This is a genomic window from Streptomyces swartbergensis (assembly GCF_002148965.1).
Classification (GTDB): domain Bacteria; phylum Actinomycetota; class Actinomycetes; order Streptomycetales; family Streptomycetaceae; genus Streptomyces; species Streptomyces swartbergensis.
The window spans coordinates 1-25,703 of record NZ_NGFN01000089.1; the positions used below are offsets into that span (position 1 = coordinate 1).

General features: G+C 71.4%; 25 protein-coding genes and 1 pseudogene. 15 read left to right on the forward strand and 11 right to left on the reverse strand.

The genetic code is table 11. The features are described 5' to 3' along the window. Positions 1 to 388: 388 nt before the first annotated feature. The 3 genes from CA983_RS16350 to CA983_RS16360 are packed head-to-tail and all read left to right on the forward strand — an operon-like array spanning position 389 to position 2,127. Positions 389 to 1,051: a hypothetical protein gene (locus CA983_RS16350; RefSeq protein ID WP_208636979.1), complete on the forward strand. Its 663-nt coding sequence runs from the start codon at positions 389 to 391 to the stop codon at positions 1,049 to 1,051. Between the two features lie 3 nt (positions 1,052 to 1,054). Then, positions 1,055 to 1,471 carry a phage holin family protein gene (locus tag CA983_RS16355; RefSeq protein WP_086601636.1) on the forward strand — a complete coding sequence of 139 codons (417 nt, stop codon included), beginning with the start codon at positions 1,055 to 1,057 and terminating at the stop codon, positions 1,469 to 1,471. Then, a complete protein-coding gene (locus CA983_RS16360; protein WP_086601637.1) occupies positions 1,447 to 2,127 on the forward strand; it encodes a DUF3618 domain-containing protein in 681 nt (226 codons plus the stop codon). The genes CA983_RS16355 and CA983_RS16360 overlap by 25 nt, the downstream gene beginning before the upstream one ends. Positions 2,128 to 2,202: 75 nt before the next feature. Here CA983_RS16360 and CA983_RS16365 read toward each other — a convergent pair whose 3' ends face one another. Continuing rightward, complete coding sequence (locus CA983_RS16365; RefSeq protein WP_086601638.1) at positions 2,203 to 3,564, reverse strand: dipeptidase; 1,362 nt, start codon at positions 3,562 to 3,564, stop codon at positions 2,203 to 2,205. 134 nt (positions 3,565 to 3,698) lie between these two features. Between CA983_RS16365 and CA983_RS16370 the strand changes: the two genes are divergently transcribed. The 4 genes from CA983_RS16370 (at position 3,699) to CA983_RS16385 (ending at position 7,749) form a co-directional block, all read left to right on the forward strand. Next, on the forward strand, positions 3,699 to 4,955 hold the full coding sequence (locus CA983_RS16370) for a geranylgeranyl reductase family protein (RefSeq protein WP_086601639.1): 1,257 nt from the start codon (positions 3,699 to 3,701) through the stop codon (positions 4,953 to 4,955). An 81-nt stretch (positions 4,956 to 5,036) separates the two neighbouring features. Further along, a complete protein-coding gene (locus CA983_RS16375) occupies positions 5,037 to 5,798 on the forward strand; it encodes an MMPL family transporter (RefSeq protein WP_244206925.1) in 762 nt (253 codons plus the stop codon). 53 nt (positions 5,799 to 5,851) lie between these two features. Continuing rightward, positions 5,852 to 7,087, forward strand: a complete 1,236-nt coding sequence (locus CA983_RS16380) for a sensor histidine kinase (RefSeq protein WP_086601640.1) — start codon at positions 5,852 to 5,854, stop codon at positions 7,085 to 7,087. Further along, positions 7,084 to 7,749 (forward strand): response regulator transcription factor, encoded by a 666-nt coding sequence (locus CA983_RS16385; protein ID WP_086601641.1) that lies wholly within the window; start codon positions 7,084 to 7,086, stop codon positions 7,747 to 7,749. The genes CA983_RS16380 and CA983_RS16385 overlap by 4 nt, the downstream gene beginning before the upstream one ends. On the opposite strand, the gene CA983_RS16390 is transcribed toward CA983_RS16385, so the two are convergent. Next, positions 7,710 to 7,994, reverse strand: a complete 285-nt coding sequence (locus CA983_RS16390; protein WP_086601642.1) for a DUF6332 family protein — start codon at positions 7,992 to 7,994, stop codon at positions 7,710 to 7,712. The two genes, CA983_RS16385 and CA983_RS16390, sit on opposite strands and share 40 nt — an antisense overlap. An 8-nt stretch (positions 7,995 to 8,002) precedes the next feature. Continuing rightward, positions 8,003 to 8,926 carry an SAM-dependent methyltransferase gene (locus tag CA983_RS16395; protein WP_086601643.1) on the reverse strand — a complete coding sequence of 308 codons (924 nt, stop codon included), beginning with the start codon at positions 8,924 to 8,926 and terminating at the stop codon, positions 8,003 to 8,005. 113 nt (positions 8,927 to 9,039) lie between these two features. Here CA983_RS16395 and CA983_RS16400 point away from each other — a divergent pair, with 113 nt between their 5' ends. Genes CA983_RS16400 through CA983_RS16415 form a run of 4 tightly spaced genes read left to right on the forward strand, consistent with a single transcriptional unit; the run spans position 9,040 to position 12,677 of the window. Continuing rightward, complete coding sequence (locus CA983_RS16400; protein ID WP_208636980.1) at positions 9,040 to 10,035, forward strand: branched-chain amino acid ABC transporter permease; 996 nt, start codon at positions 9,040 to 9,042, stop codon at positions 10,033 to 10,035. Positions 10,036 to 10,046: 11 nt separating this feature from the next. Then, on the forward strand, positions 10,047 to 11,039 hold the full coding sequence (locus CA983_RS16405) for a branched-chain amino acid ABC transporter permease (RefSeq protein ID WP_086601644.1): 993 nt from the start codon (positions 10,047 to 10,049) through the stop codon (positions 11,037 to 11,039). After that, complete coding sequence (locus CA983_RS16410; protein ID WP_086601645.1) at positions 11,029 to 11,934, forward strand: ABC transporter ATP-binding protein; 906 nt, start codon at positions 11,029 to 11,031, stop codon at positions 11,932 to 11,934. The genes CA983_RS16405 and CA983_RS16410 overlap by 11 nt, the downstream gene beginning before the upstream one ends. A 2-nt stretch (positions 11,935 to 11,936) precedes the next feature. Then, complete coding sequence (locus CA983_RS16415) at positions 11,937 to 12,677, forward strand: ABC transporter ATP-binding protein (RefSeq protein WP_086601646.1); 741 nt, start codon at positions 11,937 to 11,939, stop codon at positions 12,675 to 12,677. A 37-nt stretch (positions 12,678 to 12,714) separates the two neighbouring features. Here the strand turns inward: CA983_RS16415 and CA983_RS16420 are convergent, their stop codons facing one another. After that, complete coding sequence (locus tag CA983_RS16420) at positions 12,715 to 13,962, reverse strand: ABC transporter substrate-binding protein (RefSeq protein ID WP_086601647.1); 1,248 nt, start codon at positions 13,960 to 13,962, stop codon at positions 12,715 to 12,717. 196 nt (positions 13,963 to 14,158) lie between these two features. Beyond that, a complete protein-coding gene (locus tag CA983_RS16425; RefSeq protein ID WP_086601648.1) occupies positions 14,159 to 15,640 on the reverse strand; it encodes an MFS transporter in 1,482 nt (493 codons plus the stop codon). An 87-nt stretch (positions 15,641 to 15,727) separates the two neighbouring features. On the opposite strand from CA983_RS16425, the gene CA983_RS16430 reads away from it, so the two are divergent. After that, positions 15,728 to 16,123, forward strand: coding sequence for a MarR family winged helix-turn-helix transcriptional regulator (locus CA983_RS16430; protein ID WP_086601649.1), 396 nt, complete (start codon positions 15,728 to 15,730; stop codon positions 16,121 to 16,123). A gap of 56 nt (positions 16,124 to 16,179) precedes the next feature. On the opposite strand, the gene CA983_RS16435 is transcribed toward CA983_RS16430, so the two are convergent. From CA983_RS16435 to CA983_RS16445, 3 genes are all read right to left on the reverse strand, one after another. Then, positions 16,180 to 16,908, reverse strand: coding sequence for a maleylpyruvate isomerase family mycothiol-dependent enzyme (locus tag CA983_RS16435; RefSeq protein ID WP_086601650.1), 729 nt, complete (start codon positions 16,906 to 16,908; stop codon positions 16,180 to 16,182). 54 nt (positions 16,909 to 16,962) lie between these two features. Next, positions 16,963 to 17,841 (reverse strand): SDR family oxidoreductase, encoded by an 879-nt coding sequence (locus CA983_RS16440; RefSeq protein ID WP_086601651.1) that lies wholly within the window; start codon positions 17,839 to 17,841, stop codon positions 16,963 to 16,965. A 172-nt stretch (positions 17,842 to 18,013) separates the two neighbouring features. Continuing rightward, on the reverse strand, positions 18,014 to 19,186 hold the full coding sequence (locus CA983_RS16445) for an MFS transporter (RefSeq protein WP_086601652.1): 1,173 nt from the start codon (positions 19,184 to 19,186) through the stop codon (positions 18,014 to 18,016). A gap of 142 nt (positions 19,187 to 19,328) precedes the next feature. Between CA983_RS16445 and CA983_RS16450 the strand changes: the two are divergent. After that, positions 19,329 to 20,809: pseudogene (locus CA983_RS16450) on the forward strand (glutamate-cysteine ligase family protein). Positions 20,810 to 20,828: 19 nt separating this feature from the next. Here CA983_RS16450 and CA983_RS16455 read toward each other — a convergent pair. From CA983_RS16455 to CA983_RS16465, 3 genes are read right to left on the reverse strand one after another with little or no spacing between them, the layout of a single operon-like run. Then, positions 20,829 to 21,971 carry a Gfo/Idh/MocA family protein gene (locus CA983_RS16455; protein ID WP_086601653.1) on the reverse strand — a complete coding sequence of 381 codons (1,143 nt, stop codon included), beginning with the start codon at positions 21,969 to 21,971 and terminating at the stop codon, positions 20,829 to 20,831. Next, entirely contained in the window at positions 21,941 to 22,651 is a 711-nt protein-coding gene (locus CA983_RS16460; protein WP_086601654.1) for a ThuA domain-containing protein, read from the reverse strand. Before CA983_RS16460 ends, CA983_RS16455 begins: the two co-directional genes overlap by 31 nt. A gap of 51 nt (positions 22,652 to 22,702) precedes the next feature. Then, the gene (locus tag CA983_RS16465) at positions 22,703 to 23,563 is read right to left on the reverse strand and encodes a class I SAM-dependent methyltransferase (RefSeq protein WP_086601655.1); all 861 of its coding nucleotides are present in this window, start codon (positions 23,561 to 23,563) and stop codon (positions 22,703 to 22,705) included. Positions 23,564 to 23,642: 79 nt separating this feature from the next. On the opposite strand from CA983_RS16465, the gene CA983_RS16470 reads away from it, so the two are divergent. Both CA983_RS16470 and CA983_RS16475 read left to right on the forward strand, forming a co-directional pair. Next, positions 23,643 to 24,071 (forward strand): helix-turn-helix domain-containing protein, encoded by a 429-nt coding sequence (locus CA983_RS16470; RefSeq protein ID WP_086601656.1) that lies wholly within the window; start codon positions 23,643 to 23,645, stop codon positions 24,069 to 24,071. A gap of 93 nt (positions 24,072 to 24,164) precedes the next feature. Then, complete coding sequence (locus CA983_RS16475; protein WP_086601657.1) at positions 24,165 to 25,433, forward strand: MFS transporter; 1,269 nt, start codon at positions 24,165 to 24,167, stop codon at positions 25,431 to 25,433. Positions 25,434 to 25,703 lie beyond the last annotated feature (270 nt).

Sequence of the window (25,703 nt, forward strand, 5' to 3'; positions counted from 1 at the left end):
GGCCTCCCGCCCGCACGTGCACCGCAGCCCCGGGCGGCCACCGCTCGTCTGCCGACCGCCGGCGGATGATGATCACCGGAGTTCGGCGGGGCGACAGGTCCGCCACGCCCACCAGCGGCTGCGGGACTGCCGGTGCCGGAGGACGGCCCGAATGCCGGCGGGCCGGCCGAACTGGACGGCACCGACGGTCGGTAAGCGGTGCCGGTGCGCACAGATCGCCGGGCCCTGTGCCGGTCGTGGGGTGAGGCCGCTCACCGCCGCCCCCGAGGGCAGGGTGCGGCCCCGACGGAAGGGTCAGGATTTCTCCACTTTTGTGTGTGAATATCCATGAAGAAGTCACTCGTCCCCAAGAACGACTGTGCGGATGTGCGCCGAGGAGGAGTGGCTGATGAGTGACGCAGCGCAGGGCAACACAACGCGGTTGCAGCAGACCGGTGAGACGGCCAGAGAAGAGGCTTCGGCCACGGCCGGCGAGGCCAGGCAGGCGGCGGGCCAGGTCGCGGGCACCGCCTCTGACCAGGCCAGGGCTGTGGCGGGGGAGGCGCGGCAGCAAGCCGGCGTTGTGGTCCACGACCTGCGGAGTCGCGCGATGAACGAGGTCGAGGAGCAGAGCAGGCGGGCGGCCGGAACACTGCGCCAGTGGGCGGACGACCTGGCCGGACTGGCCGAGAACGCCCAGAGCGATTCCCCCGCCCGCAGCCTCGCGGGACAGGCGGCCGATCGTGGGCGCAAGGCAGCCGACTACCTGGAGAAGCAGGGAGTCGAGGGCGTCCTCTCCGATGTGCAGGGTTTCGCTCGCCGTCGCCCCGGAGCGTTCCTGGGCGGAGCGCTGCTGGCAGGCATGGCGGTCGGGCGACTGGCCAAGGTGGGGGCCAAGGCCGGCCGCCAGTCCTCCGGCAACGGGCATCAGGGGACCGTGCGCTCGTCGGAGCAGGGGGCGCTGGGCCCGCAGGAGCCGCCGGCGGTACCGCCCGCTCCACCGCAGGTGCCGCCGACCGCCGGTATGCCCGCCCCGGGCAGTGCGCCGTCCCGTCCGTATCCGGAGGTGTGAGCGATGGCCTCGGTCCCGACCAACCCCGCGGAGCCGCGCGGCCGGGAGAGTTCGGTGGGCGAGCTGTTGTCCGACGTGACCTCGGACGTCCAGAGCCTGTTCCGGCAGGAGGTCGAACTGGCCAAGGCGGAGGTCAAGGAAGAGGCGACCAAGGCGGGCAAGGCCGCCGGCATGTACGGCGGTGCGGGATTCGCCGGGTACATGGTGCTCCTCTTCCTCTCGCTGGCCGCCGTGCTGGGTCTGGCCAACGTGATGGACGAGGTCTGGGCCGCCCTGATCGTGACCGCCGTGTGGGCCGTGATCGCAGCGGTGCTGTACCAGCGGGGCCGCACGCGGATGCGCACCGTGAACCCCAAGCCCGAGCAGACAGTCGAAACCATGAAGGAGAATGCGCAATGGGCACGTCACCCGACCAGATGAGGGCCGAGATCGGCGCGACACGGGACCGGCTGTCCGCGGACGTGGACCGGCTCGCCGATCGGGCCAGCCCGCGACGCGCGGTTCGCCGCCGTACGAGAAGGATGCGCGGCGCTGTCTCGGGCGTGCGTGAGCGGGTCATGGGGTCCGCGTCACAGACCGCCCAAGGGGTCAGGAACACTGCCCAGTCCGCGGCCGGTTCTCTGCAGGAGGGCACCGAGCAGGCGGCCGAGACGGTGCGCGGCGCCGCCGGCCAGGCCGGGGAAGCCGCACGGCAGGCGCCCGACCAGGCGATACGTCAGACGCAGGGCAATCCTCTGGCAGCGGGTCTGATCGCCTTCGGCGCCGGCATGCTGGTGTCCTCGATGCTGCCCGCGTCCGAGGTGGAACAGCAGAAGGCCACCGATGTGATGCAGCGTGGCGGCGAGGCGCTGGAGCCGGTGAAGCAGGCCGCGCTCGACTCCGCGCAAAAGCTCAAGGAAGAAGCCAGGGACACTGCGCAGAGCGCGGCGCAGGAGGTGAAGGACACGGCGGCGCAAGCTGCCCGCACCACTCAGGACGACGCCCGCGACCAGGCCACCAGGGTGACCGACCAGGCACGCGACTCCGGCAGACAGGTCGCCGACGGGGCCCGGCAGCAACCGCCCGGGCCCGCCTGAGCCCCCGGGCGAGAGGGGTGAACCTCGGGCCCGGTCCGTGACCGGACCGGGCCCGGCCCGAAGACGTCCGCGGTATCAGCTCGTGCTGCCCGCGTAGTTGCGCAGGAACAGTGCCTCCGCCACCGACAGCCGCTCCAGCTCTTCGGGGGACACGCTCTCGTTGACGGCGTGGATCTGGGCCTCCGGCTCGCTCAGCCCGATGAGCAGGATCTCCGCACGCGGGTAGAGGGCGGAGAGGGTGTTGCACAGCGGGATGGAGCCGCCCTGGCCGGCGTACTGCATCTCCTGTCCCGGGTACGCCACGGCCATCGCGTCCGCCATGGCCTGGTACGCCGGGCTCGTCGTGTCGGCGCGGAAGGCCTGGCCCTGGCCGATCTGTTCGGTGCTCACCCGCGCACCCCACGGTGTGTGCGCCTCCAGGTGCGCCTGGAGCAGCTTGGTCGCCTCGGCCGCGTCCACGCCCGGTGGCACCCGCAGGCTGATCAGCGCCCGGGCGCTCGCCTGCACCGACGGGGTGGCGCCGACGACGGGCGGACAGTCGATGCCGAGGACCGTCACGGCCGGGCGCGCCCAGATGCGGTCGGCGACCGTCCCGGAGCCGATCAGCCCGACGCCGTCCAGCACCTTGGCGTCCTGCCGGAACCGCTCCTCGTCGTACTGGAGCCCCTCCCAGGCACTGTCCGCGGTGAGTCCGTCGACGGTCGTCGTACCGTCCTCGGCGCGCAGCGAGTCCAGGACCCGGATCAGGGCGGCCAGCGCGTCGGGCGCGGCACCGCCGAACTGGCCCGAGTGCAGGTTGCCGGCGAGCGTGTCGATCCGCACGCGGACGGCGGTCATACCGCGCAGGGTGGAGGTGACGGTCGGCAGTCCGACCCGGAAGTTGCCCGCGTCGCCGATGACGATCGCGTCGGCCTCCAGCAGGCCCGGATGCTCCTCCGCGTACCGCTCCAGGCCGCCCGTGCCCTGCTCCTCCGAGCCCTCCGCTATCACCTTCACGTGGACCGGGACGCCGCCGTTCGCCTTCAGCGCGCGCAGTGCCAGCAGGTGCATGATGACACCGCCCTTGCAGTCGGCGGCCCCGCGCCCGTACCAGCGCCCGTCCCGCTCGGTCAGTTCGAACGGCGGGGTCGCCCAGCCGGCCTCGTCCAGCGGCGGCTGCACGTCGTAGTGGGCGTACAGCAGGACGGTCTTCGCGCCCTCCGGGCCGGGCAGGTAGCCGTAGACCGACTGCGTGCCGTCGGGTGTGTCGAGCAGGGCCACGTCCTGGAAACCCTCGGCGGCGAGCGCGTCCGCGACCCAGCGGGCGGCGCCCTCGCTCTCGCTCCTGGGGAACTGGTCGAAGTCCGCCACCGACCGGAAGGCCACCAGTTCGGTGAGCTCTTCCTTCGCCCTGGGCATCAGCGAGGCGACGGTCTCGGCGACCGGATGCGGCGACATGGGCACGCTCCTTGTGGGTGCGACGTTGTAGCGGTGAGTGCCGTAGATCCTCCCACAGCGGCCTTCGGCCAGGTCCGCCGTAGGATGCGGGAGACAGCACGGGCAGGCGGCTTGATCGGGAGCAGTAGACCATCGTGAGCAGCGAGAACTCTTCGGCGGACGACGTGCAGCGGGTGTGGGACGTCGTCGTGGTGGGCGCGGGACCCGCGGGCGCTTCGGCCGCGTACGCGGCGGCGGTGGCCGGGAGACGCGTGCTGTTGCTGGAGAAGGCGGAGCTGCCGCGGTACAAGACGTGCGGTGGCGGCATCATCGGCCCCTCGCGGGACGCGCTCCCGCCCGGCTTCGAGCTGCCGCTCAGGGACCGCGTGCACGCGGTGACGTTCTCGAACAACGGCCGCTTCACGCGCACCCGCCGGTCCAAGCAGATGCTGTTCGGGCTCATCAACCGGCCCGAGTTCGACCAGCAGCTCGTCGAGCACGCGCAGAAGGCGGGCGCCGAGCTGCGTACGGGTGTCACGGTCCAGCGGGTCGAGCAGCACGGCTCGGCGGTGCCCGACCGGCGCACGGTCGCCGTGATCCTCCAGGGCGGCGAGATCCTGCTCGCGCGGGCCGTGGTCGGCGCGGACGGCAGCGCCAGCCGCATAGGGGCGCACGTCGGGGTCAAGGTCGACCAGGTGGACCTCGGCCTGGAGGTGGAGATCCCGGTGCCGGAGACCGTCGCCGAGGACTGGAAGGGGCGGGTGCTCCTCGACTGGGGTCCCATGCCCGGCAGTTACGGCTGGGTCTTCCCCAAGGGCGACACCCTGACGGTCGGGGTGATCTCGGCGCGGGGCGAAGGCGCCGCGACGAAGCGGTATTTGGAGGAGTTCGTCGGGCGGCTCGGCCTCGCCGGATTCGAACCGAGCATCTCCTCCGGGCACTTGACCCGCTGCCGGGCCGACGACTCGCCGCTGTCGCGCGGGCGGGTGCTGGTGTGCGGCGACGCGGCGGGGCTGCTGGAGCCGTGGACCCGCGAGGGTATCTCCTTCGCGCTGCGGTCCGGGCGGCTCGCGGGGGAGTGGGCGGTACGGATCGCCGAGGCGCACGACGCGGTGGACACGCGCCGGCAGGCCCTCAACTACGCGTTCGCCGTCAAGGCCGGGCTGGGCGTGGAGATGAGTGTCGGCAAGCGGCTGCTGACGGTGTTCGAGCGCCGCCCCGGGCTGTTCCACGCGGCGCTGACGAGCTTCCGCCCGGCCTGGAAGGCGTTCAAGGAGATCACGCAGGGCGCGACGTCGCTGGGCGAGATCGTCCGCACGTACCCGGTGGCCCAGCGGGCCCTGACCGCGCTGGACCGCCGTCCCGCCGCGACGGGCGAGGCGCAGGCGGACGAGGTCAGCCCGTCACAGTGATCTCGAAGACCGGGTGGCCGGGGGCGATGCGGCGCAGCCGGCCCGCCCGGCCAGGACCGGCTGACGGCGTCCGACGGACGCGTGCGCCTGGCCGTCGTACCCACCCAGCGGGCCCTGTACGGCGACGTGCCCGCGTTCGTCGAACGTATCCGGCAGACCCCGGCTCCGGCGCCCGTCCTGGTCGGCGGCTATCCCGGCGAGGCGACCGACTTCCGGTCCACGCTCCTGGACCGGCTCCCGTTCGCCGTGGGGATCGTGCTGGTGGCGACGTACCTGATCCTCTTCCTGATGACCAGCAGCGTGCTGCTGCCGGCGAAGGCGACCGTGCTGAACCTGATCAGCCTGTCGGTGATGTTCGGCTGCCTGGTATGGGTCTTCCAGGACGGGCACCTGTCCGGGCTGCTCGGTTTCACCCCCACCGGGTCGATCGAGCCGAGCATCCCGGTGCTGATGTTCTGCGTGGCCTACGGGCTGTCGATGGACTACGAGGTGTTCCTGCCGGCCCGCATCAAGGAGGAGCACGACCGCACCGGCGACACCCGGCGCGTGGTCGGCGAGGGCATCCGGCGCAGCGCCCCGCTGATCACGGCCGCCGCAGGGATCCTGGCGCTGTCCTTCCTGTCGTACGCCACCGGAGGGGTCGTCTTCCTCAAGGAACTCGGCATCGGCACGGCCCTGACGATCCTCGTCGACGCCACCCTGATCCGGGTCGTGCTGCTGCCGGTGACCATGCGGCTGGCCGGGCGGGCGAACTGGTGGGCGCCGCGGCGGCTGCGCCGGCTGCGGATCAGGGAGGGCGAGGCCGCCCCGGCGGACGACGTACTCCGCCGGGAGTACGCGTGATCACCGCGCCTGGCCGACGCCGCCGCGGGCGGGCGGCATCTAGCGTGGCCGCTATGGACGAGCAGCGTGTGCGGGGCGGTCCGCCGCAGTGGTGGCGGCACGGGCCGCCGTGGTGGGACCGGTGGGGGGAGGGGGAGCGTGCGCCCCGGTGGCCCTGGCGGTCCACCGTCGTCGTCACGGTCTTCGTCCTGCTCGGCTCCAACGTCGCCGCTCATGGCCAGGAGGGCGAGCGGGCGGCCCTGGATCCCTTCGCGCGGGTGCTCCTGCTGCTGGCAGGGGCACTGCTGCTGTGGCGCAAGCGGTACCCGGTGGCCGTGGCCTTCGGCACGGCGGGCGTCGTCATGCTCTACCTGGGAGCCGGGTATCCGTACGGACCGGTGTTCCTCACCGTCGCCCTGGCCTGTTTCAGTGCGATCGTCGCCGGGCACCGCTGGGCGGCGTGGGCGGCGATGGGAACGCTCTGGGCGGGGCACGCACTGGTGGCGCACCGGCTCTACCGGTGGCTGCCGCCGTCGGGGGACTCCGCCGTCTCCTGGGGCGAGGAGCTGGTGGTCGCCGCCTGGGTGGTGGCGATCGCGGCGGTGTCGGAGCTGTTCCGGATCCGGCGCGAGCAGTGGGTCCGCGAGCGGGCCGAGCGCGCCGAGGCCGCGCGGCGACGGGCCGACGAGGAGCGGCTGCGGATCGCGCAGGAGCTGCACGACGTGCTCGCCCACAGCATCTCCGTGATCAACGTGCAGGCGGGGGTCGGCCTCGCGCTCCTCGATTCCGATCCCGAGCAGGCCCGTACGGCGCTCACCACGATCAAGGCCAAGAGCAAGGAGGCGCTCGGCGAGGTGCGCCAGGTGCTCGACACGCTGCGCGCGCCCGGTGACGCGCCGCGCACCCCCGCGCCCGGGCTGGACCGGCTGCCCGAGCTGGTGCAGCAGGCGGCGAGCGCGGGACTGACCGTCGACGTCGAGGGCGAGCCGCCGCGCCTCGCACCCGGCACGGACCTCGCCGCCTTCAGGATCGTCCAGGAGGCCCTGACCAACGTCGTACGCCACTCGGGTTCGCGGCACGCGCGCGTGCGTCTCGCGCACGACGCGGACGTGCTGCGGCTGCGCGTCGACGACGACGGGCCGGCGACCGGTGCCGACGCCGGTGGCAGTGGCAACGGGCTGGCGGGGATGAGGGAGCGGGCCGCCGCGCTGGGTGGCACCATCGAGGCGGGGCCCCGTCCGGACGGCGGTTTCCGGGTGCTCGCCGTACTGCCGCTGACGGCTGCCGCCGAGGTCGAGGAGGACCGGTGATCCGCGTACTGCTCGCCGACGACCAGTCACTGGTCCGGGCCGGGTTCCGGGCGCTGCTCGACGCGCAGCCCGACATCGAGGTGGCCGGCGAGGCCCCGGACGGTGAGGAGGCGGTGCGCCGGATCCGCGAACTGCGGCCCGACGTCGTCCTGATGGACATCCGCATGCCCGTGCTCGACGGCCTGGCCGCGACCCGCCGGGTGACCGGGGACCCCACCCTCGGGGACGTGAAGGTGGTCATGCTCACCACGTTCGAGCTCGACGAGTACGTCTTCGAGGCGATCCGCTCGGGCGCCTCCGGTTTCCTGGTCAAGGACACCGAGCCGGACGAACTCCTGCGCGCCGTACGGGCGGTGGTCGCGGGCGACGCGCTGCTCTCGCCGGGGGTGACGCGCCGCCTGATCGCCGAGTTCGCGGCCCGCTCCAAGGAACCCGCGGCGGCGGACGCCCTGGGCCGGCTCACCGAGCGGGAGCGGGAGGTGATGGCCCTGGTCGGCATGGGCCTGTCCAACGAGGAGATCGCCCGCCGCCTGGTCGTCAGCCCGCTCACCGCGAAGACCCACGTCAGCCGCACGATGGTGAAGCTGGGCGCCCGCGACCGGGCCCAACTGGTCGTGCTGGCCTACGAGTCGGGGCTGGTGCGGCCGGGCTGGCTGGGCTGACCCGCCGAGCGGAACCGCAGCAGCACACTGACGACCCGGGCGGCGAAGAGGACGGGCGCGAGCACCAGCCCGGTGTGCAGCAGCAGGCTCTCCGGAGTGCCCGGGAGGTCGAAGAGCAGCGCGGGACCGGCCACGGCCCCGAAGACGACCCCCGCCGCGAAGGCCGCACTGCACAGCGCGTACCCGATCTCGACGGTGACGGCATCCCGTTCGGCCTGTGTGCGACGTCCCCCGTGTCTGGTCATACGGCGAGTCAAACAGGAGGGCGCCCGGTGGGCAAGCGCGCGGGCTTGTCGAGGACGTACGCCGTGTAGCGAGTGACGCGCCCGATGGCCCGGTGGGCCCGGACGACGGCGATGACCTCGTCCCAGTCCCGTGCGTCGAGTGTGCTGAGGCCGGGCCAGCGCACGCACAGGGCCCGCCGGCCGGCCCGGGTGGACGCGGTGCCGACGAACAGGGCACAGAGCCGGCCTGCCCGGTGGAGTACGGGAGTGGTCCAGTCGAGGATCCGGCGCGTGGTGAAGCCGGCGGCGGAAGCCATGAGCGGGTACCGCTCGCACGGTTCGATGTCGTCGAAGCGCCAGGTCCGGCGCACGAGCCCGTTCGGGTCGAGGGTTCCGATCGGCTGATCCGTACGGGAGGTGACATCCACGAGGACGAGCCGGCCGCCTGGGCGCAGCAGCCGGAAGCTTTCGCTCAGGAACGACCTGCGGCCCTCATGGCCGAAGTGGAAGGCGGCCTCCAGACAGTGGACTCGGTCGAAGGAGGCGTCGGTCAGCGGGATCCCGTCCGCCTGTCGCGGCAGAGCGGTGGCGTCGGCGACGGCGAAACGCACACCGGGACGGCCGCCGAAGCGGCGACGTGCCTGGTCGATCTGCGCGGGCTGGATGTCCACCCCCAGCGCCCGGCACCCCGCGGCGCCCAACCGCGCCGTGGTGTCGCCGCGACCGCAACCGGCGTCCAGGACGAGCTGTCCGGGCCGGGCGTCCAGCAGCGCCAGCGACCGGCGGACCAGACGGCGCTGAAAGGGCACCGGCCCGGTCAGGGCCGCGAGCGGCAGGGTGGACGGCGTGAAGTAGCCGATGTTGGCCAGGCTGTCCCAGCCGAGGTGCCGCAGCACCCGGAAGAGCACACTGTCGTCGCTGTACGCACGCGCGAGGTCCCCGCCGTCACCCATCCGCATCCTCCGCCTTTCCGAGGGCACCCACCGTGGCCCGCTGCCCGTGTCACCACCCCGACCTGCGCTTACACTGAGCCCATAAGAGACGTTCGTGACGTACCGGAACTGCCGTGCGCTATCAGCGGATGCTCGTACCGGCCCTCGCCCTGGTCCTGGTGATGGTGCCCGTGATCTCCACACGGGCACAGGGTGAGGAAGTCCCGCGCGGCCCCACGTTCGCCGCGCGCGCTCTGCAGGCGCTGATCGACGGTATCCAGTTCGGGGTGATCATCGCGATCACATCGGTCGGGCTCTCGCTGATCTTCGGCACCATCCACCTGATCAACTTCGCGCACGGTGAGTTCGTGACGATCGGCGCCACCTTCGCGTTCTTCCTCAACGTCTCCGCGGCCGGTCCCGGCTGGCACCTGATCCCCGCCGCCCTCGCCGCGGTGGTCTTCGGCGCCCTGCTGGGCGGGGCCGTCGATCGCGGCATCTGGCGCCCGCTGCGTGCTCGGGGCACCGGGCTGATCAACATGTTCATCGTCACCATCGGGCTCTCGCTGGTGCTGCGCCACGTCGTCCTCGTGCTGTACGGAACCCGGCCCGCCTCCTACGCGCAGTACGACATCCAGAGCACGATCGACCTGGGGCCGGCCGGCATCACCCCACGGGACCTCACCGTCACCCTGCTCGCCGTGCTGGTGCTGCTCGGCGTCGCCGCGCTCCTGCAGAAGACGCGGATCGGCACGGCCGTGCGGGCCGTCTCCGCCAACCGTGACCTCGCGGAGGCGTCGGGCATCGACGTACAGCGGGTGGTGCTGTTCGTGTGGATGCTCGGCGGTGGGCTGGCCGCGCTCGGCGGGGTCTTCTTCGGCCTGGTCGAGATCGTCACCTGGGACATGGGCTTCAAGCTCCTGCTGCTCATGTTCGCCGGGGTCATCCTGGGCGGCCTCGGCTCCGCCTACGGTGCCATGGTCGGCAGCCTCGTCATCGGCATCGTCGCCCAGATGTCCACCCTGTGGTTCCCGGTGGACCTCCAGTACGCCTGGGCGCTGCTCGTCCTCATCCTCGTCCTCCTCGTCCGGCCGCAGGGCATCCTCGGCCGGGCCGAACGCGTCGGGTGAGGGGGTACGCCATGGACTTCTCCGCCATCGTCACCGACGCCCTGCGCTCGGGAATCGGCCCCATCGCCGCCGTCTACGCCCTCGCCGCGATGGGCCTGAACCTGCACTTCGGCTACACGGGGCTCCTCAACTTCGGCCAGGTCGGCTTCATGCTGGTCGGCGGCTACGGACTCGCCATCACCGTCTCGACGTACGACGGCCCCATGTGGCTCGGCGTCCTGGGCGGCATCGCCTGCGCGATCGTGCTGGCCCTGCTCCTCGGCCTGCCCACCCTGCGGCTGCGCGCCGACTACCTCGCGATCACCACGATCGCGGCGGGGGAGACGCTGCGGCTGTTCTACCGCTCCAACTGGGCCGAGCCGGTCACCGGTGGAGTGTTCGGGCTCCAGAGGTTCGCGAACGACTTCTACGCGCTCAACCCCATCGAGCCCGGCACCTACGGCGTCTGGCTCGTGCGGTTCAGCTCCCGCGACCTCTGGGTGATGATCGTCGGATGGGCGCTGGTGCTCGTGGTCGGAGGTCTGCTGGCCCTGCTGATCCACAGCCCGTGGGGCCGTGTCATCCGGTCGATCCGTGAGGACGAGGTCGCCGCGCGCAGCCTCGGCAAGAACGTCTACGCGTACAAGATGCAGAGCCTCGTGCTCGGCGGCGTCATCGGGGCGGTCGCGGGCATGGTGCAGGCGATCCAGGTGCAGTCCGTGAACCCGGACAACTACGATCCGGGCGTCACGTTCTTCCTGTACACGCTGCTCGTTCTCGGAGGAGCCGGGCGGATCCTCGGGCCGGTCGTCGGCGCGATCCTGTTCTGGTTCGTCCTCAGCTTCCTCGACAGCGCGCTCCGCCAGGCCATCGACGCCGAGTACATCTCGCCGGACCTCATCAGCACGTCGGAGGTCGGCGCGGTGCGCTTCGCCCTGGTCGGGGTCGCCCTGATCCTGCTGGTCGCGTTCCGGCCGCAGGGCATTCTCGGCAGCCGGAAGGAGATGCTGCTCAGTGGCCGCTGACCCCGCCGTGTCCCACCCGGGCCGGCTCTCCGCGATCGATCCCGAGCCGGGGGTGCGCAAGCCCGATCCCCTGCTGGTCCTGGACCAGGTGACCCGCACCTTCGGCGGCCTGGTCGCCGTGCGGGTCGAGCACCTGGAGGTGCAGCGCGGGGCCATCACGGCGCTCATCGGGCCGAACGGGGCCGGCAAGACCACGCTGTTCAACGTGGTGAGCGGGTTCGACCGGGCCGACGGCGGCCGGTGGTCGTTCGACGGACAGCCGCTCACCGGCTCCCTGGCGCACCGGGTGGCGCGGCGCGGCATGGTCCGTACGTTCCAGCTCACCAGGATGCTCTCCCGGCTCACCGTGCTGGAGAACCTGCTGCTCGCCGCGCCCGGGCAACGCGGCGAGCGGGTGCTGCCCGCGCTGCTGCGACCGCTGTGGCGCGGGCAGGAGCGGGAGCTGGAGCAACGGGCCGACGAACTGCTGGACCGGTTCCGGCTCGCACCCCTGCGCGACGACCACGCCGGCACGCTCTCCGGGGGGCAGCGCAAACTGCTGGAACTGGCCCGCGCGCTGATGGCCCGGCCGGTCATGCTCCTGCTCGACGAGCCGATGGCCGGGGTGAACCCCGCGCTGACCCAGTCGCTGCTCGGACACATCACGCAGCTGCGCGACGAGGGGCTGACGGTGTGCTTCGTCGAGCACGACATGGACGTGGTGATGGGCATCAGCGACTGGGTGGCCGTCATGGCCGACGGCCGCCTGGTGGCCGAGGGCCCACCGCACACGATCGGCCGGAACGCCGCCGTCGTGGACGCCTACCTTGGCAGGCGGCACGACGAGCCGGAGGCGACCGAGGCGAAGGGCGACGGCGAGCCGGGGGCGACCGGCAAGAAGGGCGAGGAGGAGTAGCGATGTCCGCCGAGGAGCAGGCACCGGTGCTGGCGGCCGACGACGTCGTCGCCGGTTACGTCCCGGGTGTCGATGTGCTGCGCGGATGCAGCGTCGAGGTGCGGCCGGGCGAGGTGGTCGGCGTCATCGGCCCCAACGGCGCCGGCAAGTCGACGCTGGTCAAGGCCGTCTTCGGGCTGCTGCGGGTGCGCGGCGGGACCGTGCGGCTGCGCGGCGAGGACGTCACCAACCGGCCCGCGCACGAGCTGGTCCGGCGGGGCGTGGGCTACGTACCGCAACTGCAGAACGTGTTCCCCACGCTGACCGTCGAGGAGAACCTGCGGATGGGCGTGTATCTGCGGCCCAAGGACCACGCGCGGCGGGTCGCGGCGGTCGAGGAGCTCTTCCCCGTGCTGGCCGACCGCCGCAGGCAGAAGGCCGGCGCGATGTCGGGCGGCGAACGCCAGATGCTCGCGATGGCCCGCGCCCTGATGATGGAGCCGCAGCTGCTGCTGCTCGACGAGCCGTCGGCCGGCCTGTCACCGGTCCATCAGGACCATGTATTCGACCGGTGCAGAGTGATCAACAGCGCGGGCGTCGCCGTGCTCATGGTCGAGCAGAACGCCCGCAGGTGCCTTCAGCTCTGCGACCGCGGCTACGTCCTCGACCAGGGCCGCAACGCGTACACCGGCACGGGTACGGCCCTGCTGCACGACGAGAAGGTGATCGAGCTCTACCTCGGCACGCTCGCCCGCGTCCGTTGACTCCCGTTTCCCCGGTCCTGCCTGTCGGCCCTCCCGGTCACTCCTCGGCCCTGCTGGTCTCGGTGCGCAGGGTCTGCAGCCGTCCCTCGTCGTCGTAGCCGTACACCTCGATCGTCGCCTGGCCGGGTTCGCCCTTGTCGGTGAAGTTCAGCGGGCCGCTCACACCCTCATAGTCGATGTCCCTGCCGTCGGCGAGCAGTTCCTTGCAGGCGGCGAACGAGTTGCACTTCTCGCCGTCCTTGGTGATCCCGTTCATCTCCTTCACGTACTCGGCGGGATCGTCGGACTCCGCCTTCTCGGCGGCGAGCGCGATCGTCGTCACGCAGTCGAAGACCTGCGGTGCGAACTGGAGCTCCTTCAGATCCGGTGCGAATTTCCTGAGGTCCTTCACGTACTGCTCGTTCGCAGCCGATGCCGGAGCGGTCCCCTTCATCCCGGAGAGCCTCTCGGGCTGGCCCGGGGCGACCAGCGAGGGCAGTTCCTCACTGCGCAGTCCGTCGGCGCCGTAGACGCCGATCCGGTCGGGCCCGATGCCGGACTCGATCATGGCCTGCAGGATCTGGGTGCCTTCCTCGAAGCCGATCACCACGGCGGCGTCCGGCCTGGAGTTCTCGATCTGCTGGACGACCTGGTCGAAGTTGGTCGCCTCCGGGTCATAGGTCTCGGCGAGCGTCACCGACGCGCCGAGGTCCTCCAGCGACTCCCGGGTGGTCTCCATCAGGCCGCGCCCGTAGTCGTCCGCCCGTGCGACCAGGGCCACCCGGTTGTGGCCGTCGTCGCGGACGACATCCGCCAGGATGGGCCCCTGCAAGGCGTCGCTCGGGACGGTACGGAAGTAGAAGCCGTCGTCCTCGTAGTCGGTGAAGGTGGGAGCGGTGTTCGACCCCGAACACTGCACGACGCCCGCTCCGGTCACCCGGTCGATGAACGACAGCGACATGCCGGAAGCCGCGGCGCCGATGATCGCGTCCACGCCTGCCGCGAGGACCCGGTCCGCCGACTGGGCGGCGACGGCCTCCTGTCCCGCCTCGTCACTGGAGACCACGGTCGGCACGGGCTTGCCCAGGACCCCGCCGGCGTCGTTGATCTTCTGTATCGCGAACTTCAGCGACTCGATCTGGGGTGGGCCGAGATAGGCCAGCTGTCCCGTCTCCGGCAGGACGTAGCCGAACTGGAGCTCACCATCGCCCGGCTCGGCCTGGGCAGTGCCCGTCGTACCGCAGACGGCTATCACAAGAGCGGCCGCGCTTGCGAAGATCGCGGACCGCCGCATCGACGTTTTCATCTCCGCCTCCGCTCGTCACAGGCGGCGGTGGTCGACTGGCCGGCCCTCCGCCCGCCATCTGACATGAGCGTAGAACGCTTTCGGAGTCCGGAAAAGTATGAAACGTGCACTTTTCGATGGGCTGTGCTGCTCGCTTCGGCCCTGCGTTCCCTCCGTAGGTCACGCAGGGCGCCTTGATCACAAGCGGAGGTGCTCCCTAGTCGCGTACGGTGACGCGCTCCGCCTCCTTCGGGGTGGACTTGGCGACCACGACGGACGGCCGCTTCCGCCGGGGCCGCAGGCCCGTGAGGGTGATCAGCAGGCCGGCGAAGGCGATGAGCGTCACGACCACCAGCCCGGGCCGGTAGCTGTCGAGGACGGCCTGCGGGGAGGCGTTGCCCTGCTCGGGGGAGTTCGCGGTCACCACCGCCGTCACCACGGCGAGGAAGATCGCGCCGCCCACCTGGACCGAGGTGTTGAGCAGCCCGGAGACCATGCCCTGCTCGTGCTCGTCGACGCCGTTGGTGGCCTGGACGTTGAGGGACGGGAAGGTCAGCGCGAAGCCCGAGCCGACCAGCAGCATCGTCGGCAGGATCACCGCCGCGTAGACCGGGTCGAGGTCGACGCGCAGGAACAGCGCGTAGCCGGTCACCATCAGGGCGAAGCCCAGCACCATCAGCCGGGCCGTGCCGAACCGGTCGATGACGGCCCCCACCTTCGTCGCGGACAGCGCCACCAGCGCGCCCGCCGGCAGGAAGGCCAGGGCCGTGTGGAGCGCCGACCAGCCGAGCAGTTGCTGCATGTAGAGGGTCACCAGGAACTGGAAGCCGATGTAGCTGCCGACGAACGTGAACGCGCCCAGTTGCGCCCGTACTTGGGGTCCCGAGCGCAGCACGCCGAGCCGGATCAGCGGGCTGGGGCTGCGCCGCTCCACGGTGACGAAGGCCGCCAGCAGGACGGCGACGGCGGCGAAGGACAGGACGGTCCGGGCCGACGCCCAGCCCACCTCGGGCGCCTCGACGACGGTGAAGACGAGCAGCAGCATCGAGGTGGTGCCGAGGACGGCGCCGGGGATGTCGTAGCCGCCCCGGCCGCGCTCGCGCTCACTGCGCGGCAGCAGCTTCAGGCCCACGAACAGGGCGATCAGCGCGACGGGAGCGGGCAGGAGCATCGTGAGCCGCCAACTGGCCTCCGTGAGCAGGCCGGAGAAGACCAGGCCCATCGAGTAGCCGGTGGCGCCACAGGTGGTGTAGATGGCCAGGGCGCGGTTGCGCAACGGGCCTTCGGGGAACGTCGTGGTGATGATCGACAGGCCGGCGGGGGCCGTGAAGGCCGCGCTCAGGCCCTTGATGAAGCGGCTGGCGATGAGCAGTGGCCCCGAGTCGACGAGACCGCCGAGCAGCGAGGCCAGCGCGAAGACGCCCAGCGCCACCAGGAAGACCTGGCGCCGGCCCAGCAGGTCGGCGGCGCGTCCGCCGAGCAGCAGCAGACCGCCGTAGCCCAAGATGTAGCCGCTGACGATCCATTGCAGCGCCGAGGTCGACAGGCCGAGGTCGGCACCGATCGAGGGCAGTGCGACGCCGACCATGGACACGTCCAGGGCGTCCAGGAACATCGCGGCACACAGCACCAGCAGGGTGCCCCAGAGCCGGGGAGTCCAACGTCCGTCGGACGTGGGAGAGGTGAGCGGAGAGGTCATGCCCCGAGACACTACATGCGCATGCATGAGATGCAAGCGCATTTAATTCAGGTGCAACAAACATGGTTCTCTGTTACGGTGCCGCGCATGGCGGCGAACCAGGCCGAGCAGGCGCTCGTGGAACAGTGGCGGGACATTCTGGCGCTGCACGCGCGAACACAGTGCGAACTCGACCGGGTTCTGCACGACCACGGCCTGTGCGCCAGCGACTTCGAGGTGCTCGACGTCCTCGCCGCGTGCCGGGCGGCGAAGGGCACTCCCTCCTACCGCGTCCAGGAGATCTCCGAGCGGATCCATCTGAGCCAGAGCGCGCTGTCGCGGCTGATCGCCCGGCTGGAGAAGGAGGGGCTCGTCGAGCGCTGCATGTGTCCGGAGGACCGGCGGGGCGTGCGCGTCGCTCTCACGGCGAAGGGGCGCACGCTGCACGGTGAGGTGCTGCCCGTGCAGCGTGCGGTGCTGGCGCGGATGCTGGCGGACGGCTAGGGCCTGTCGTTTGGCCCGCGTCTGCGATCTGATCCAAACGACAGGCCCTGGCCCGGTCAGATCCCTGAGGTCTCCCGCCACAGCTCGGCGAGCGCCTGGTCGCCCGTGACCGACGGCAGGGGAGCCCGGTTCCACAGCGCCAGGTACAACTGCTCGGCCGTGCCGGACAGTTCGCACTCGGCCTCCCCGGAGGCACCTCGGGTGGTCACGGGGGGCTCGGACGACAGCCGTACGGTCCACACGGCGTCGGTGTCGTCCGTGCGCACCCGCAGGACGCGCGGCTCGTCCGTGCGCACCCGGCTCTTGGAGCGGGCGTGGAAGCCGCGCAGCAGTTCGTCGATGCCGTCGGTCGCGAAGTCCGGGGTGAGGGCAGTGAGTCCTGCCCCGCGTGCGGACTCCGCGTCGAACCGGTGCACGGCAGTCTCGTGCGCCTGCCGCCGGCTCCAGAAGGCCAGCGGGGACGGCGCGGGCAGGAAGAACCAGCACTCCACATCGGGCGCGGCGTCGGCCAGCGTGCCGACGAGGAGACGGTGGCTGTCGCGGTACCAGGCCACGAGCTCCGCGCCGTCGAGGTCCGGGACCTCACCCAGCGGACGGCGCTCGGTGTGCCCCTGGGCGACGTAGGACGCGGCCCAGCGGTGCACCGCGCCCGTGTGCCGCAGCAGATCACGCACGTGCCATTCCGGGCACGTCGGCACCTTCGCGTCGGTCCCTGCCTCCTCGGCGGCCGCGGCCAGCAACCGGCCCTCTGTCTCCAGCGCTTGAAGGAACTCGGCGGTCTCCATGGCGCGAGTCTGCCGCATGGAGCACGCTCCAAGCGCCGGAATTTCCAGGGGACGCTACGGCAGCGGTGTGCCGCCCGTGGCGTTGACGATCTCGGCGGTGATGTACGAAGCGTCCTGGGAGGCGAGGAAGACGTACGCGGGTGCCATCTCGGCCGGCTGCGCGGGCCGCCCGATGGGCGCCTGCTGGCCGAACTTCTGGGTGTCCGGCATCGTCGCCGGGATGAGCGGCGTCCACACCGGGCCGGGCGCCACGGCGTTGACGCGGACGCCCTTGTCGATCACCATCTGCGCCAGCCCCTGCGTGAAGGTGACGATCGCGCCCTTGGTCGTCGCGTAGTCCAGCAGATGCGGACTGGGCTTGTAGGCCTGCACCGACGTCGAGTTGATGATGCTGCCGCCCTCCGGGATGTGCGGCAGGGCCAGCTTGCACAGCCAGAACATGCCGTACAGGTTGGTGCGCATCACCCGGTCGAACTGCTCGGTGGAGATCGCCTCGATGCCGTCGGGCTGCGACATCTGGTACGCCGCGTTGTTCACCAGGACGTCGATCCGGCCGAACTCCGCGACGGCACGGTCGATCAGTGCCCGGCAGTTCTCCTCCTCCCGTACGTCGCACGAGACGGGCACGGCACGCCGCCCGGCCTCCTCGACCAGCCGGGCGGTCTCCGCGGCGTCGTCCTTCTCGTCGTCCAGGTGGGTGAAGAGCACATCGGCCCCTTCCCGGGCGAACGCCAGGGCGACCGCGCGGCCGATCCCGGAGTCGCCGCCGGTGATGACGGCCTTGCGGTCGGTGAGCCGGCCGCTGCCCCGGTAGGACTCCTCACCGTGGTCCGGGGGCGGGTCCATGGGGCCGGTCCAGCCCGGGTGCGGCTGGTCCTGGGAGGGAAACTCCGGGGTGGGGTGCTGTTCGCCGGGGTGCTGCTGATCGGTCACGGGTCTGCCTCCTTGTGCATGGCGTACGGCCCGGTGATCACAACCGCTGATCACAGCGGGCGAGGCCACGGGTACCCCGATGCCGGGGTACGGATCACCTGGCTGCGGACATGATGGGCTGTGGCCCGTCCCGCCCGTGTGCACGTGTCAGTGGGCTGGGGGCGTGGAAGGATCAGGGCGCCGCGGCGCGGCGTGTCGCGAAACCGATGAGCGCGGCCACCGCGGCGAGGATCGCCACGCTGGTGAGCGCGGTCGGGAGGGAGAACCAGTCCGCCATGAACCCGATGGCGGGCGGGCCCAGCAGCATGCCGCCGTAGCCCAGCGTGGAGGCCGTGGCGACTCCGCTGGGGCCGGCGAGTGCGCCCGCGCGTTCCACGGCCACGGGAAAGAGGTTCGCCAGGCCGACGCCCGTGACCGCGTAGCCGAGCAGGGCCGCCCACAGGGCGGGGGCGAGCGAGCCGAGCAGCATCCCGGCCGCCGCCGTGGCGCCGCCCGCCACGACGGTCCGGGTCCGCCCCAGGCGCTCCAGGAGCGTCGTGCCGGTCAGGCGGCCCACCGTCATGGCGAGCGCGAAGCAGGAGTAGCCGATGGCCGCGGCACCCGGCGAGGCGTCCAGGTCCTCTTCCAGGTGCAGGGCGCCCCAGTCGGCCAGTGCGCCCTCGCCGTACGCGGTGCACCCGGCGATCAGGCCGAAGACGAGTACCAGTCCCCGGGTGCGGCCGTCGAGCCGGCGCGGGGCCGCGCCCTCCGCGGGCCGTTCCCGTTCCGGCGGTCCCGGCGGCTTCTGGCGCAGGAGCGTGGGGCCCGCCACGGCCGTGACGACCAGTCCGACGACGGTGAGCAACAGCAGGTGCCGGGTGGGGGAGAGGGACCCCGCGACCAGAGCGCCCAGCCCCGCGCCGATCATGCCTCCCAGGCTGAACGCGGCGTGGAAGCTCGGCATGATCGGCCGCCGCATCGCGGCCACGAGGTCCACGGCGGCGCTGTTGAAGGCGACGTTGATCCCGCCGTACGCGGCGCCGAACACCAGCAGGACGAGGCCGAGCGCGAGGGCCGAGTGGGTCAACGGGGGCAGGGCGACGCTGAGGGAGAGCAGGACGGCGCAGGCGACGGTGACCCGGTGGTTGCCGTAGCGGCGGCACAGGCGACCGGTGAGGATCATGGTGACGACGGCTCCGGCGGAGACGCCCAGGAGGGCGAGTCCGAGGGCGCTGGCGGAGGCGCCGGTCTGTTCCTTGATGGCGGGGATGCGCACGACCCAGCCGGCGAAGACGAAGCCGTCGAGGGCGAAGAAGACGGTGATCGCGCTGCGGAGTCGGGAGAGTGAGTTGCCGTTGCCCGGCACGGCACTGTGCGTTCGGGGTTTGTTTATTTGCGGCACAAAGTCAGGCTAGGTGGGTGCGCGCGCCACGACAAGGTGCGCCGCGGGGACGAGAAGGTGCGACGCTGGGACGAGAGCCATCCGCCGAGGGAACTCGGGAGCGTACATGGGACGTGACGTGCCGGCCCTGGTGTTCACACGGGAGGACCGCCGTCGGTACCGGGCCAAGATGCAGACCGACCTGGAAGTGCTGGCCCGGATGCTGAGCGAGTCCAGCTTCGAGAGCGAGCGCCCCCGGGTCGGGCTGGAGATCGAGCTCAACCTGGTGGACGACCGCGGGCTGCCCGCGATGCGCAACACCGACGTGCTCCAGGCCATCGCCGACCCCGCCTGGTCCAGCGAGCTGGGCCGCTTCAACCTGGAGATCGACATCCCGCCCCGGGAGCTGACGACCGGCGGCCCCGGAGCCTGGGAGCAGACGATCCGGGACGCCCTGAACCACGCCGAGGGCCGCGCCTCGGCCGTCGGCGCTCACCTGATCATGGTCGGCATCCTGCCCACCCTGGACGAGGCGGACGTCAGCGAGTCCGCCCTCTCCGGTGACCCGCGGTACCGGCTGCTCAACGAGCAGATCTTCGCGGCGCGGGGCGAGGACCTGCGGATCAGGGTCGACGGCGTGGAGCGCCTGTCGACGTACGCCGACACCATCACTCCCGAGGCCGCCTGCACCAGTACCCAGTTCCATCTCCAGGTCGCCCCCAAGGAGTTCGCGGACTACTGGAACGCGGCCCAGGCCATCGCCGGCGTGCAGATCGCCCTCGCGGCGAACTCGCCCTTCCTGTTCGGCAGGGAGCTGTGGCGCGAGACCCGCATCCCCCTGTTCGAGCAGGCCACCGACACCCGCCCCGAGGAGATCAAGGCCCAGGGTGTACGGCCCCGGGTGTGGTTCGGGGAGCGGTGGATCACCAGCGTCTTCGATCTCTTCGAGGAGAACGTGCGCTACTTCCCGGCCCTGCTGCCGCTGTGCGACGACGAGGACCCGCAGCAGACGCTCGACAGCGGCGGCGTTCCGCAACTGGGCGAACTGACCCTGCACAACGGCACGATCTACCGCTGGAACCGCCCCGTCTACGCCGTCACCGAGAGCGGCCCGCACCTGCGCATCGAGAACCGGGTGCTGCCCGCCGGCCCCACCGTGGCCGACATCATCGCCAACGGCGCCTTCTACTACGGCCTCACCCGCGCCCTGGTCGACGAGGACCGGCCGATCTGGACGCGGATGTCCTTCTCGGTCGCCGAGGAGAACCTGCACACCGCGGCCCGCGACGGCATCGACGCCCGCCTGTACTGGCCCGGCACGGGTGAAGTGCCCGTCGCGGAACTGGTGTTGCGTCGCCTGCTGCCGCTGGCCCACCGGGGCCTGGAGCTGGCCGGCATGGACGCGGCCTGGCGCGAACCCCTGCTGGGCATCGTCGAGCAGCGCTGTGTCACCGCCCGCAACGGCGCCCTGTGGCAGGCGGAGACGGTCCATCATCTGGAGAAGACCGGCGTCTCTCCGACCGGCGTGAGGCGCTGCGGCAGATGACCACCACGTACATGGACTACATGCACATGAACGCGCCCGCGCACACCTGGCCGGTGGACTGACCGCCGCGGCATCGCCGGGTCACGCGGGGCTGGGCGCGGCCCGGCCGCCCCACTCCTCGGCCGCGCCGCCCCAGTCCCCGGCGGCCGTCAGCGGGACGGGAGCGGGCGGCTGCGCCGACGTCGTCAGCTCGATGCGCCGTCCCTCGGCCGACGAACGCAGGAGCGCGGTCATCGTCTCCAGTACGTGCAGGGCGAGTTCGCCGCTCGCGCGCGGTGCCCGCTGCCCGTCGGCGGTGATGAAGTCGAGCAGTCCCACTCCCCGTGCGCCGTCGGCGTAGCCCGCGGACGGCGGGAGCGTGCGCCACTGTGTGTCGCCGAGTTCGAAGAGCCGTACGTCGCCGTCGAAGCGGTTCGGATCCGGGACGGCGAGCGTTCCCACCTCGCCGTGGACCTCGATCGGGGACGCCGTGGTGGCCACCCCGTCGAAGCTCGTCGTGAGCGTCGTCAGCGTCCCGTTCACGTGCTCCAGCACACCGGAGACATGGCTGTCCACCTCCACCGGTATCCGCTCTCCCGTACGGGGGCCGGAACCGATGACCCGCTCGGCGCGCAGCCTGCTGGACGCCCCCGTCACGGCCCGCACCGGGCCCAGCAGATGGACAAGGGAGGTCAGGTAGTACGGCCCCATGTCCAGCAGGGGGCCGCCGCCCTCGGTGTAGTAGAAGTCGGGGTGCGGGTGCCAGCGTTCGTGGCCCGGGGTGACCATCACGGCCGAGGCGAACAGGGGGCGTCCGATGCTCCCCGCCGCCAGCGCCGCCCGCGCCGTCTGGACCCCGGTGCCCAGCACGGTGTCCGGCGCGCACCCCACTCCGACGCCCGCCCGCGCGGCGGCCGCCATGACGGCGTGGGCGTCGCCGAGCGTGGCGGCGAGCGGCTTCTCCCCGTAGACGTTCTTGCCGTGGCCGATGGCGCCGAGGGCGACTTCGGCGTGCGCCCCGGGGGTGGTGAGGTTCAGCACCGTGTCCACGTCCGGGCTGCTCAGCAGCTCCTCGACGGTCAGCGCACGGACGCCGGGCAGTTCGGCGGCGACCGCGGCCGACCGGGAGGCGTCGAGGTCGGCGACCGCGGTGACGCGCACGGCGGGATGACCGACCAGCGTGTCCAGGTACGCGCGGGAGATGACTCCGACCCCTACGACGCCGATGCGGTGCGCGTCGCCCACAGCATGCCCCTCTCGATGATGGTGCGGACGTGGGGGTTCTCCAGCACGTCGAGGCTGTGCCCCGGCGTGGTCACCACGATCCGCCCGGCGCCCCACCGGCGGGTCCAGACCGCCGGTGAGGTGACCGGCCGGTGCCAGGGCTCCCACGGCCGGGTGGGATGCGTGGTGGTGGCCAGGACGTCGATGAGGTCGTCGTGGAGCACCCAGTACTGCTCGGTGTGCAGGTCGAAGTCCTCGATGCCCGCGGTGACGGGGTGCTCGCGGCCGGCTTCGGTGACGGTGATGGTGTGCGGCAGGAAGTTGTCCTCCGGCCCGCCCCGGCGCTCGCACGGTTCTCTGCCCGGGTGCGTGGCGAACTGTCCTCCCACCAGGTGGAGATAGTCGGAGGAGGCGCGGAACGAGTCGGCGATGCCGCCGTGCCAGCCGGTGAGCCCGGTGCCGGCCACGACCGCGGAGCTCAGCCCCGCGAGCTGCTCGCGCGTGATCTCCGACATCGTGATGCACTGCACGATCAGGTCGGTGCCGGCCATCTCGGCGGCGTCGGCGTAGACGTCGGTCGACTCCTCGACCCGGACGGCGTATCCGTTGCTCCGCAGGAAGGGCAGGAACAGTTCCGTTGCCTCGACCGGCTGGTGCCCCTCCCAGCCGCCGCGGACCACCAGGGCTTTCTTCAGCGTCATCGTGATCTCACTATGCGCCGGGCGTCCGCGCTCACGAAAGGGGGCCGGGCCTCACGAAAATTTCGCTGACGAGGCTCGGGCGCCGACCGTCCAACAGGCCGCGGTGAAGCGGACTTCCGAGCCGTGCACGAAGGGCTCGAAGGCGGCACGGACCGTCTCGACAACCCGGCTGCGGGTCTGCTCGTCCACCTCGGGCAGGTACATGCCCACCGGACCGAGCCGGGTGAAGTAACGGACCAGCTCCTTCTCGGGCAGGGTGCAGACCACGTCGACCGGCCGGATGTCGATCCCGGTCCAGCCGCTCTCCGCCAGGATGCGCCGGACCTTGTCCGGGTCCGCGAAGGCGAACTGTCCCGGCTCGTCCGGCCGGCGGACGGGCAGGTCCGGGAGCAGCGGTGACGCGGCGCGCTGGGCCGTCGTCATGAACGGGTTCTCGGCCGGATCGCGCCAGACGACGCACCGCAGCGCGCCCTCGTCCCGGGCCGCGCGCCGGAGGTTGGCGAAGGCCCGGACGGGATCGTCGAAGAACATGACGCCGAACCGCGAGATGACGGCGTCGAAGGCGGCGGGTTCAAAGGCGTGGTCCTGTGCGTCGGCGCAGACGAACGACGCCGGTACGTCTTCCTGTTCGGCGTACTCCCGGGCGGTGCTGATCATCGGTTCGGAGATGTCGACGCCGACACAGCGCCCCTCCGGACCGAGCCGTCGCGCCACGGCCAGCGTGAGGCCGCCCGTACCGCAGCCGACATCGAGCACGTGCCGCGCCTTTTCGGCGGCGACGGCATCGACCAGGAGCTCCTCGATGGGCCTGAACATCTCGTCCAGCACCCCCTTCAGCTCGCCCCAGGCGTGACCGGCGGGCCCTTTCCAGCGAGCTGCCTGCTCGTCGTCGGTCCTACGCGCAGCGTCCATGGCCGTCTCTCCTTCTGGTTGCCTTCGTCGTCCCGGGATGACAGCGTTCTACTTCAAGTCGACTTGAGGTCAAGGCAGAATGGCAGAACTGGACATCGCCGAAGTGTCGCGCCGCGCCGGGGTCCCGGCGTCGACCCTGCGCTATTACGAGGAAAAAGGGCTGATCTCCTCGACGGGCCGGCGAGGCCTGCGCCGTCAGTACGACCCCGGCGTACTGGAGCGGCTGGCGCTGATCGCGCTGGGGCGGACGGCCGGGTTCTCGCTCGACGAGATCGCGCTCATGTTCGCGCCGGACGGCCAGCCGCGTATCGACCGGCGGATGCTGGCGGCCAAGGCGGAGGAACTGGACCGAAGAATCCGTGAACTGGGCGTACTGCGCGACTCCCTGCGCCATGCCGCCGCGTGCCCCGCGCCGAGCCATATGGAGTGCCCCGCCTTCCGCCGCCTCCTCGACGCCGTGGCGTCCGGCGGTGTCGCGGTGCCGGGCAGGCGGGTTCCCGGCAGGTAGGGGCGTCGGCGCTCTTGGTCCAATCGTGGTTCGTGCTTTGCCCGATTCCCGGTGTTCCGTGCCTAGCCTCGGCTCCGAACTTGGGAGGCCGCAGTGCTGAAGACCGTGAAGGGGCAGGCAGCGGGTCTGACGAAAGACCAGCGCAACGCCTTCCTGGCCGCCTATCTCGGCTGGGCGATGGACGCGTTCGACTATTTCCTGGTCGTGCTCGTCTACAGCGAGATAGCCGACGAATTCCATGTCTCCCTGACCGACATGGCCTTCCTCACCACCGCGACGCTGGTGATGCGGCCCGTCGGCGCGCTGCTGTTCGGCATGTGGGCGGACCGCCGCGGCCGCCGCATACCGCTCATGGTCGACGTCGTCTTCTACTCGATCGTCGGATTCGCCTGCGCCTTCGCCCCGAACTACACCGTGCTGCTGGTGCTGCGCCTGCTCTACGGCATCGGCATGGGCGGCGAGTGGGGCCTGGGAGCGGCCCTGGCCATGGAGAAGATCCCGGCTTCCAGGCGTGGCTTCTGGTCGGGGCTGTTGCAGAGCGGCTATTCACTGGGGTACCTGCTGGCCGCCGTGGCGTTCTTCGTCATCGAGCCCGTCTTCGGCTGGCGGGGACTGTTCGCCTTCAGCCTGCTGCCCGCCCTGGTCGCGCTGTGGGTGCGCAGCCGGGTGAAGGAGAGCGAGGTGTGGGAGAAGAGCGTCCGGCTCAACCGCACCCCCGCGCACCAGGTGTTCAAGGACCCGGCGGTGCTGCGGCGCTTCGTCTACCTGGTCGCGCTGATGACCGCCTTCAACTGGATGTCGCACGGCACCCAGGACATCTACCCGACCTTCGTGAAGAAGGGCCTGGACCTGTCCGCGAACACCTCGATCGCGATCGCCGTCGTCTACAACATCGGCGCCATGATCGGCGGTGTGCTGCTCGGCGCGTACTCCGAGCGGCTGGGCCGCCGCCGGACGATCATGATCGCGGCGGCCGCGGGCCTGGTCGTGGTGCCGTTCTTCGTGCTGTCCACGACCGTCGGCTGGCTGATGCTGTCGTCCTTCCTCATGCAGGTCTGCGTACAGGGCGCCTGGGGCGTGATCCCCGCGCATCTGACCGAGATGAGCCCGGACGCCGTCCGGGGCTTCTACCCGGGCGTCACCTACCAGCTCGGCAACCTGATCGCCGCGCTCAACCTGCCGATCCAGGAGGCCCTCGCCGAGCGCCACGGGTATCCGTCGGCGATGGCATGGACCATCGTGCCCACACTGGCCGTGGTCATCCTGCTGAGCGCGATCGGCAAGGAGGCCAAGGGGGTCAACTTCGGAACCAGCGGCCCGCAGGCGCCGAGCGCGGCGGCGACGGGGACGGCTCAGCCCTGACGGGCGGCGTGTGCGCTTCACGCCGTGGGAACCCCCGCAGCCTGGTGAGCACCCGGCGCCGCGCAAACCCTCGGCGCAGGGCAGGCCTTCGGTGCCGCGCAGGTTTCCGCCGCGCAAGTCCCCAACACGCATAAGCCCTCCGCCGCGCAACACTGAGCGCCGTAGGGGTGGCTGGTGGTGGTCGAGTGCGGGTGAGCTGTGGCTGGTCGCGCAGTTCCCCGCGCCCCCAGGAAGAAAGCCCCCGCCGCCGCACAAGCCTTACCTGTCGCC

Bases quoted from the DNA above. Each gene is read 5' to 3' on its own strand.
- CA983_RS16350 (WP_208636979.1), top strand. From the start codon at position 389: ATGAGTGACGCAGCGCAGGGCAACACAACGCGGTTGCAGCAGACCGGT.
- CA983_RS16355 (WP_086601636.1), top strand. From the start codon at position 1,055: ATGGCCTCGGTCCCGACCAACCCCGCGGAGCCGCGCGGCCGGGAGAGT.
- CA983_RS16360 (WP_086601637.1), top strand. From the start codon at position 1,447: ATGGGCACGTCACCCGACCAGATGAGGGCCGAGATCGGCGCGACACGG.
- CA983_RS16365 (WP_086601638.1), bottom strand. From the start codon at position 3,564: ATGTCGCCGCATCCGGTCGCCGAGACCGTCGCCTCGCTGATGCCCAGG.
- CA983_RS16380 (WP_086601640.1), top strand. From the start codon at position 5,852: ATGGACGAGCAGCGTGTGCGGGGCGGTCCGCCGCAGTGGTGGCGGCAC.
- CA983_RS16390 (WP_086601642.1), bottom strand. From the start codon at position 7,994: ATGACCAGACACGGGGGACGTCGCACACAGGCCGAACGGGATGCCGTC.
- CA983_RS16395 (WP_086601643.1), bottom strand. From the start codon at position 8,926: ATGGGTGACGGCGGGGACCTCGCGCGTGCGTACAGCGACGACAGTGTG.
- CA983_RS16405 (WP_086601644.1), top strand. From the start codon at position 10,047: ATGGACTTCTCCGCCATCGTCACCGACGCCCTGCGCTCGGGAATCGGC.
- CA983_RS16415 (WP_086601646.1), top strand. From the start codon at position 11,937: ATGTCCGCCGAGGAGCAGGCACCGGTGCTGGCGGCCGACGACGTCGTC.
- CA983_RS16420 (WP_086601647.1), bottom strand. From the start codon at position 13,962: ATGAAAACGTCGATGCGGCGGTCCGCGATCTTCGCAAGCGCGGCCGCT.
- CA983_RS16425 (WP_086601648.1), bottom strand. From the start codon at position 15,640: ATGACCTCTCCGCTCACCTCTCCCACGTCCGACGGACGTTGGACTCCC.
- CA983_RS16430 (WP_086601649.1), top strand. From the start codon at position 15,728: ATGGCGGCGAACCAGGCCGAGCAGGCGCTCGTGGAACAGTGGCGGGAC.
- CA983_RS16435 (WP_086601650.1), bottom strand. From the start codon at position 16,908: ATGGAGACCGCCGAGTTCCTTCAAGCGCTGGAGACAGAGGGCCGGTTG.
- CA983_RS16460 (WP_086601654.1), bottom strand. From the start codon at position 22,651: ATGACGCTGAAGAAAGCCCTGGTGGTCCGCGGCGGCTGGGAGGGGCAC.
- CA983_RS16465 (WP_086601655.1), bottom strand. From the start codon at position 23,563: ATGGACGCTGCGCGTAGGACCGACGACGAGCAGGCAGCTCGCTGGAAA.
- CA983_RS16470 (WP_086601656.1), top strand. From the start codon at position 23,643: ATGGCAGAACTGGACATCGCCGAAGTGTCGCGCCGCGCCGGGGTCCCG.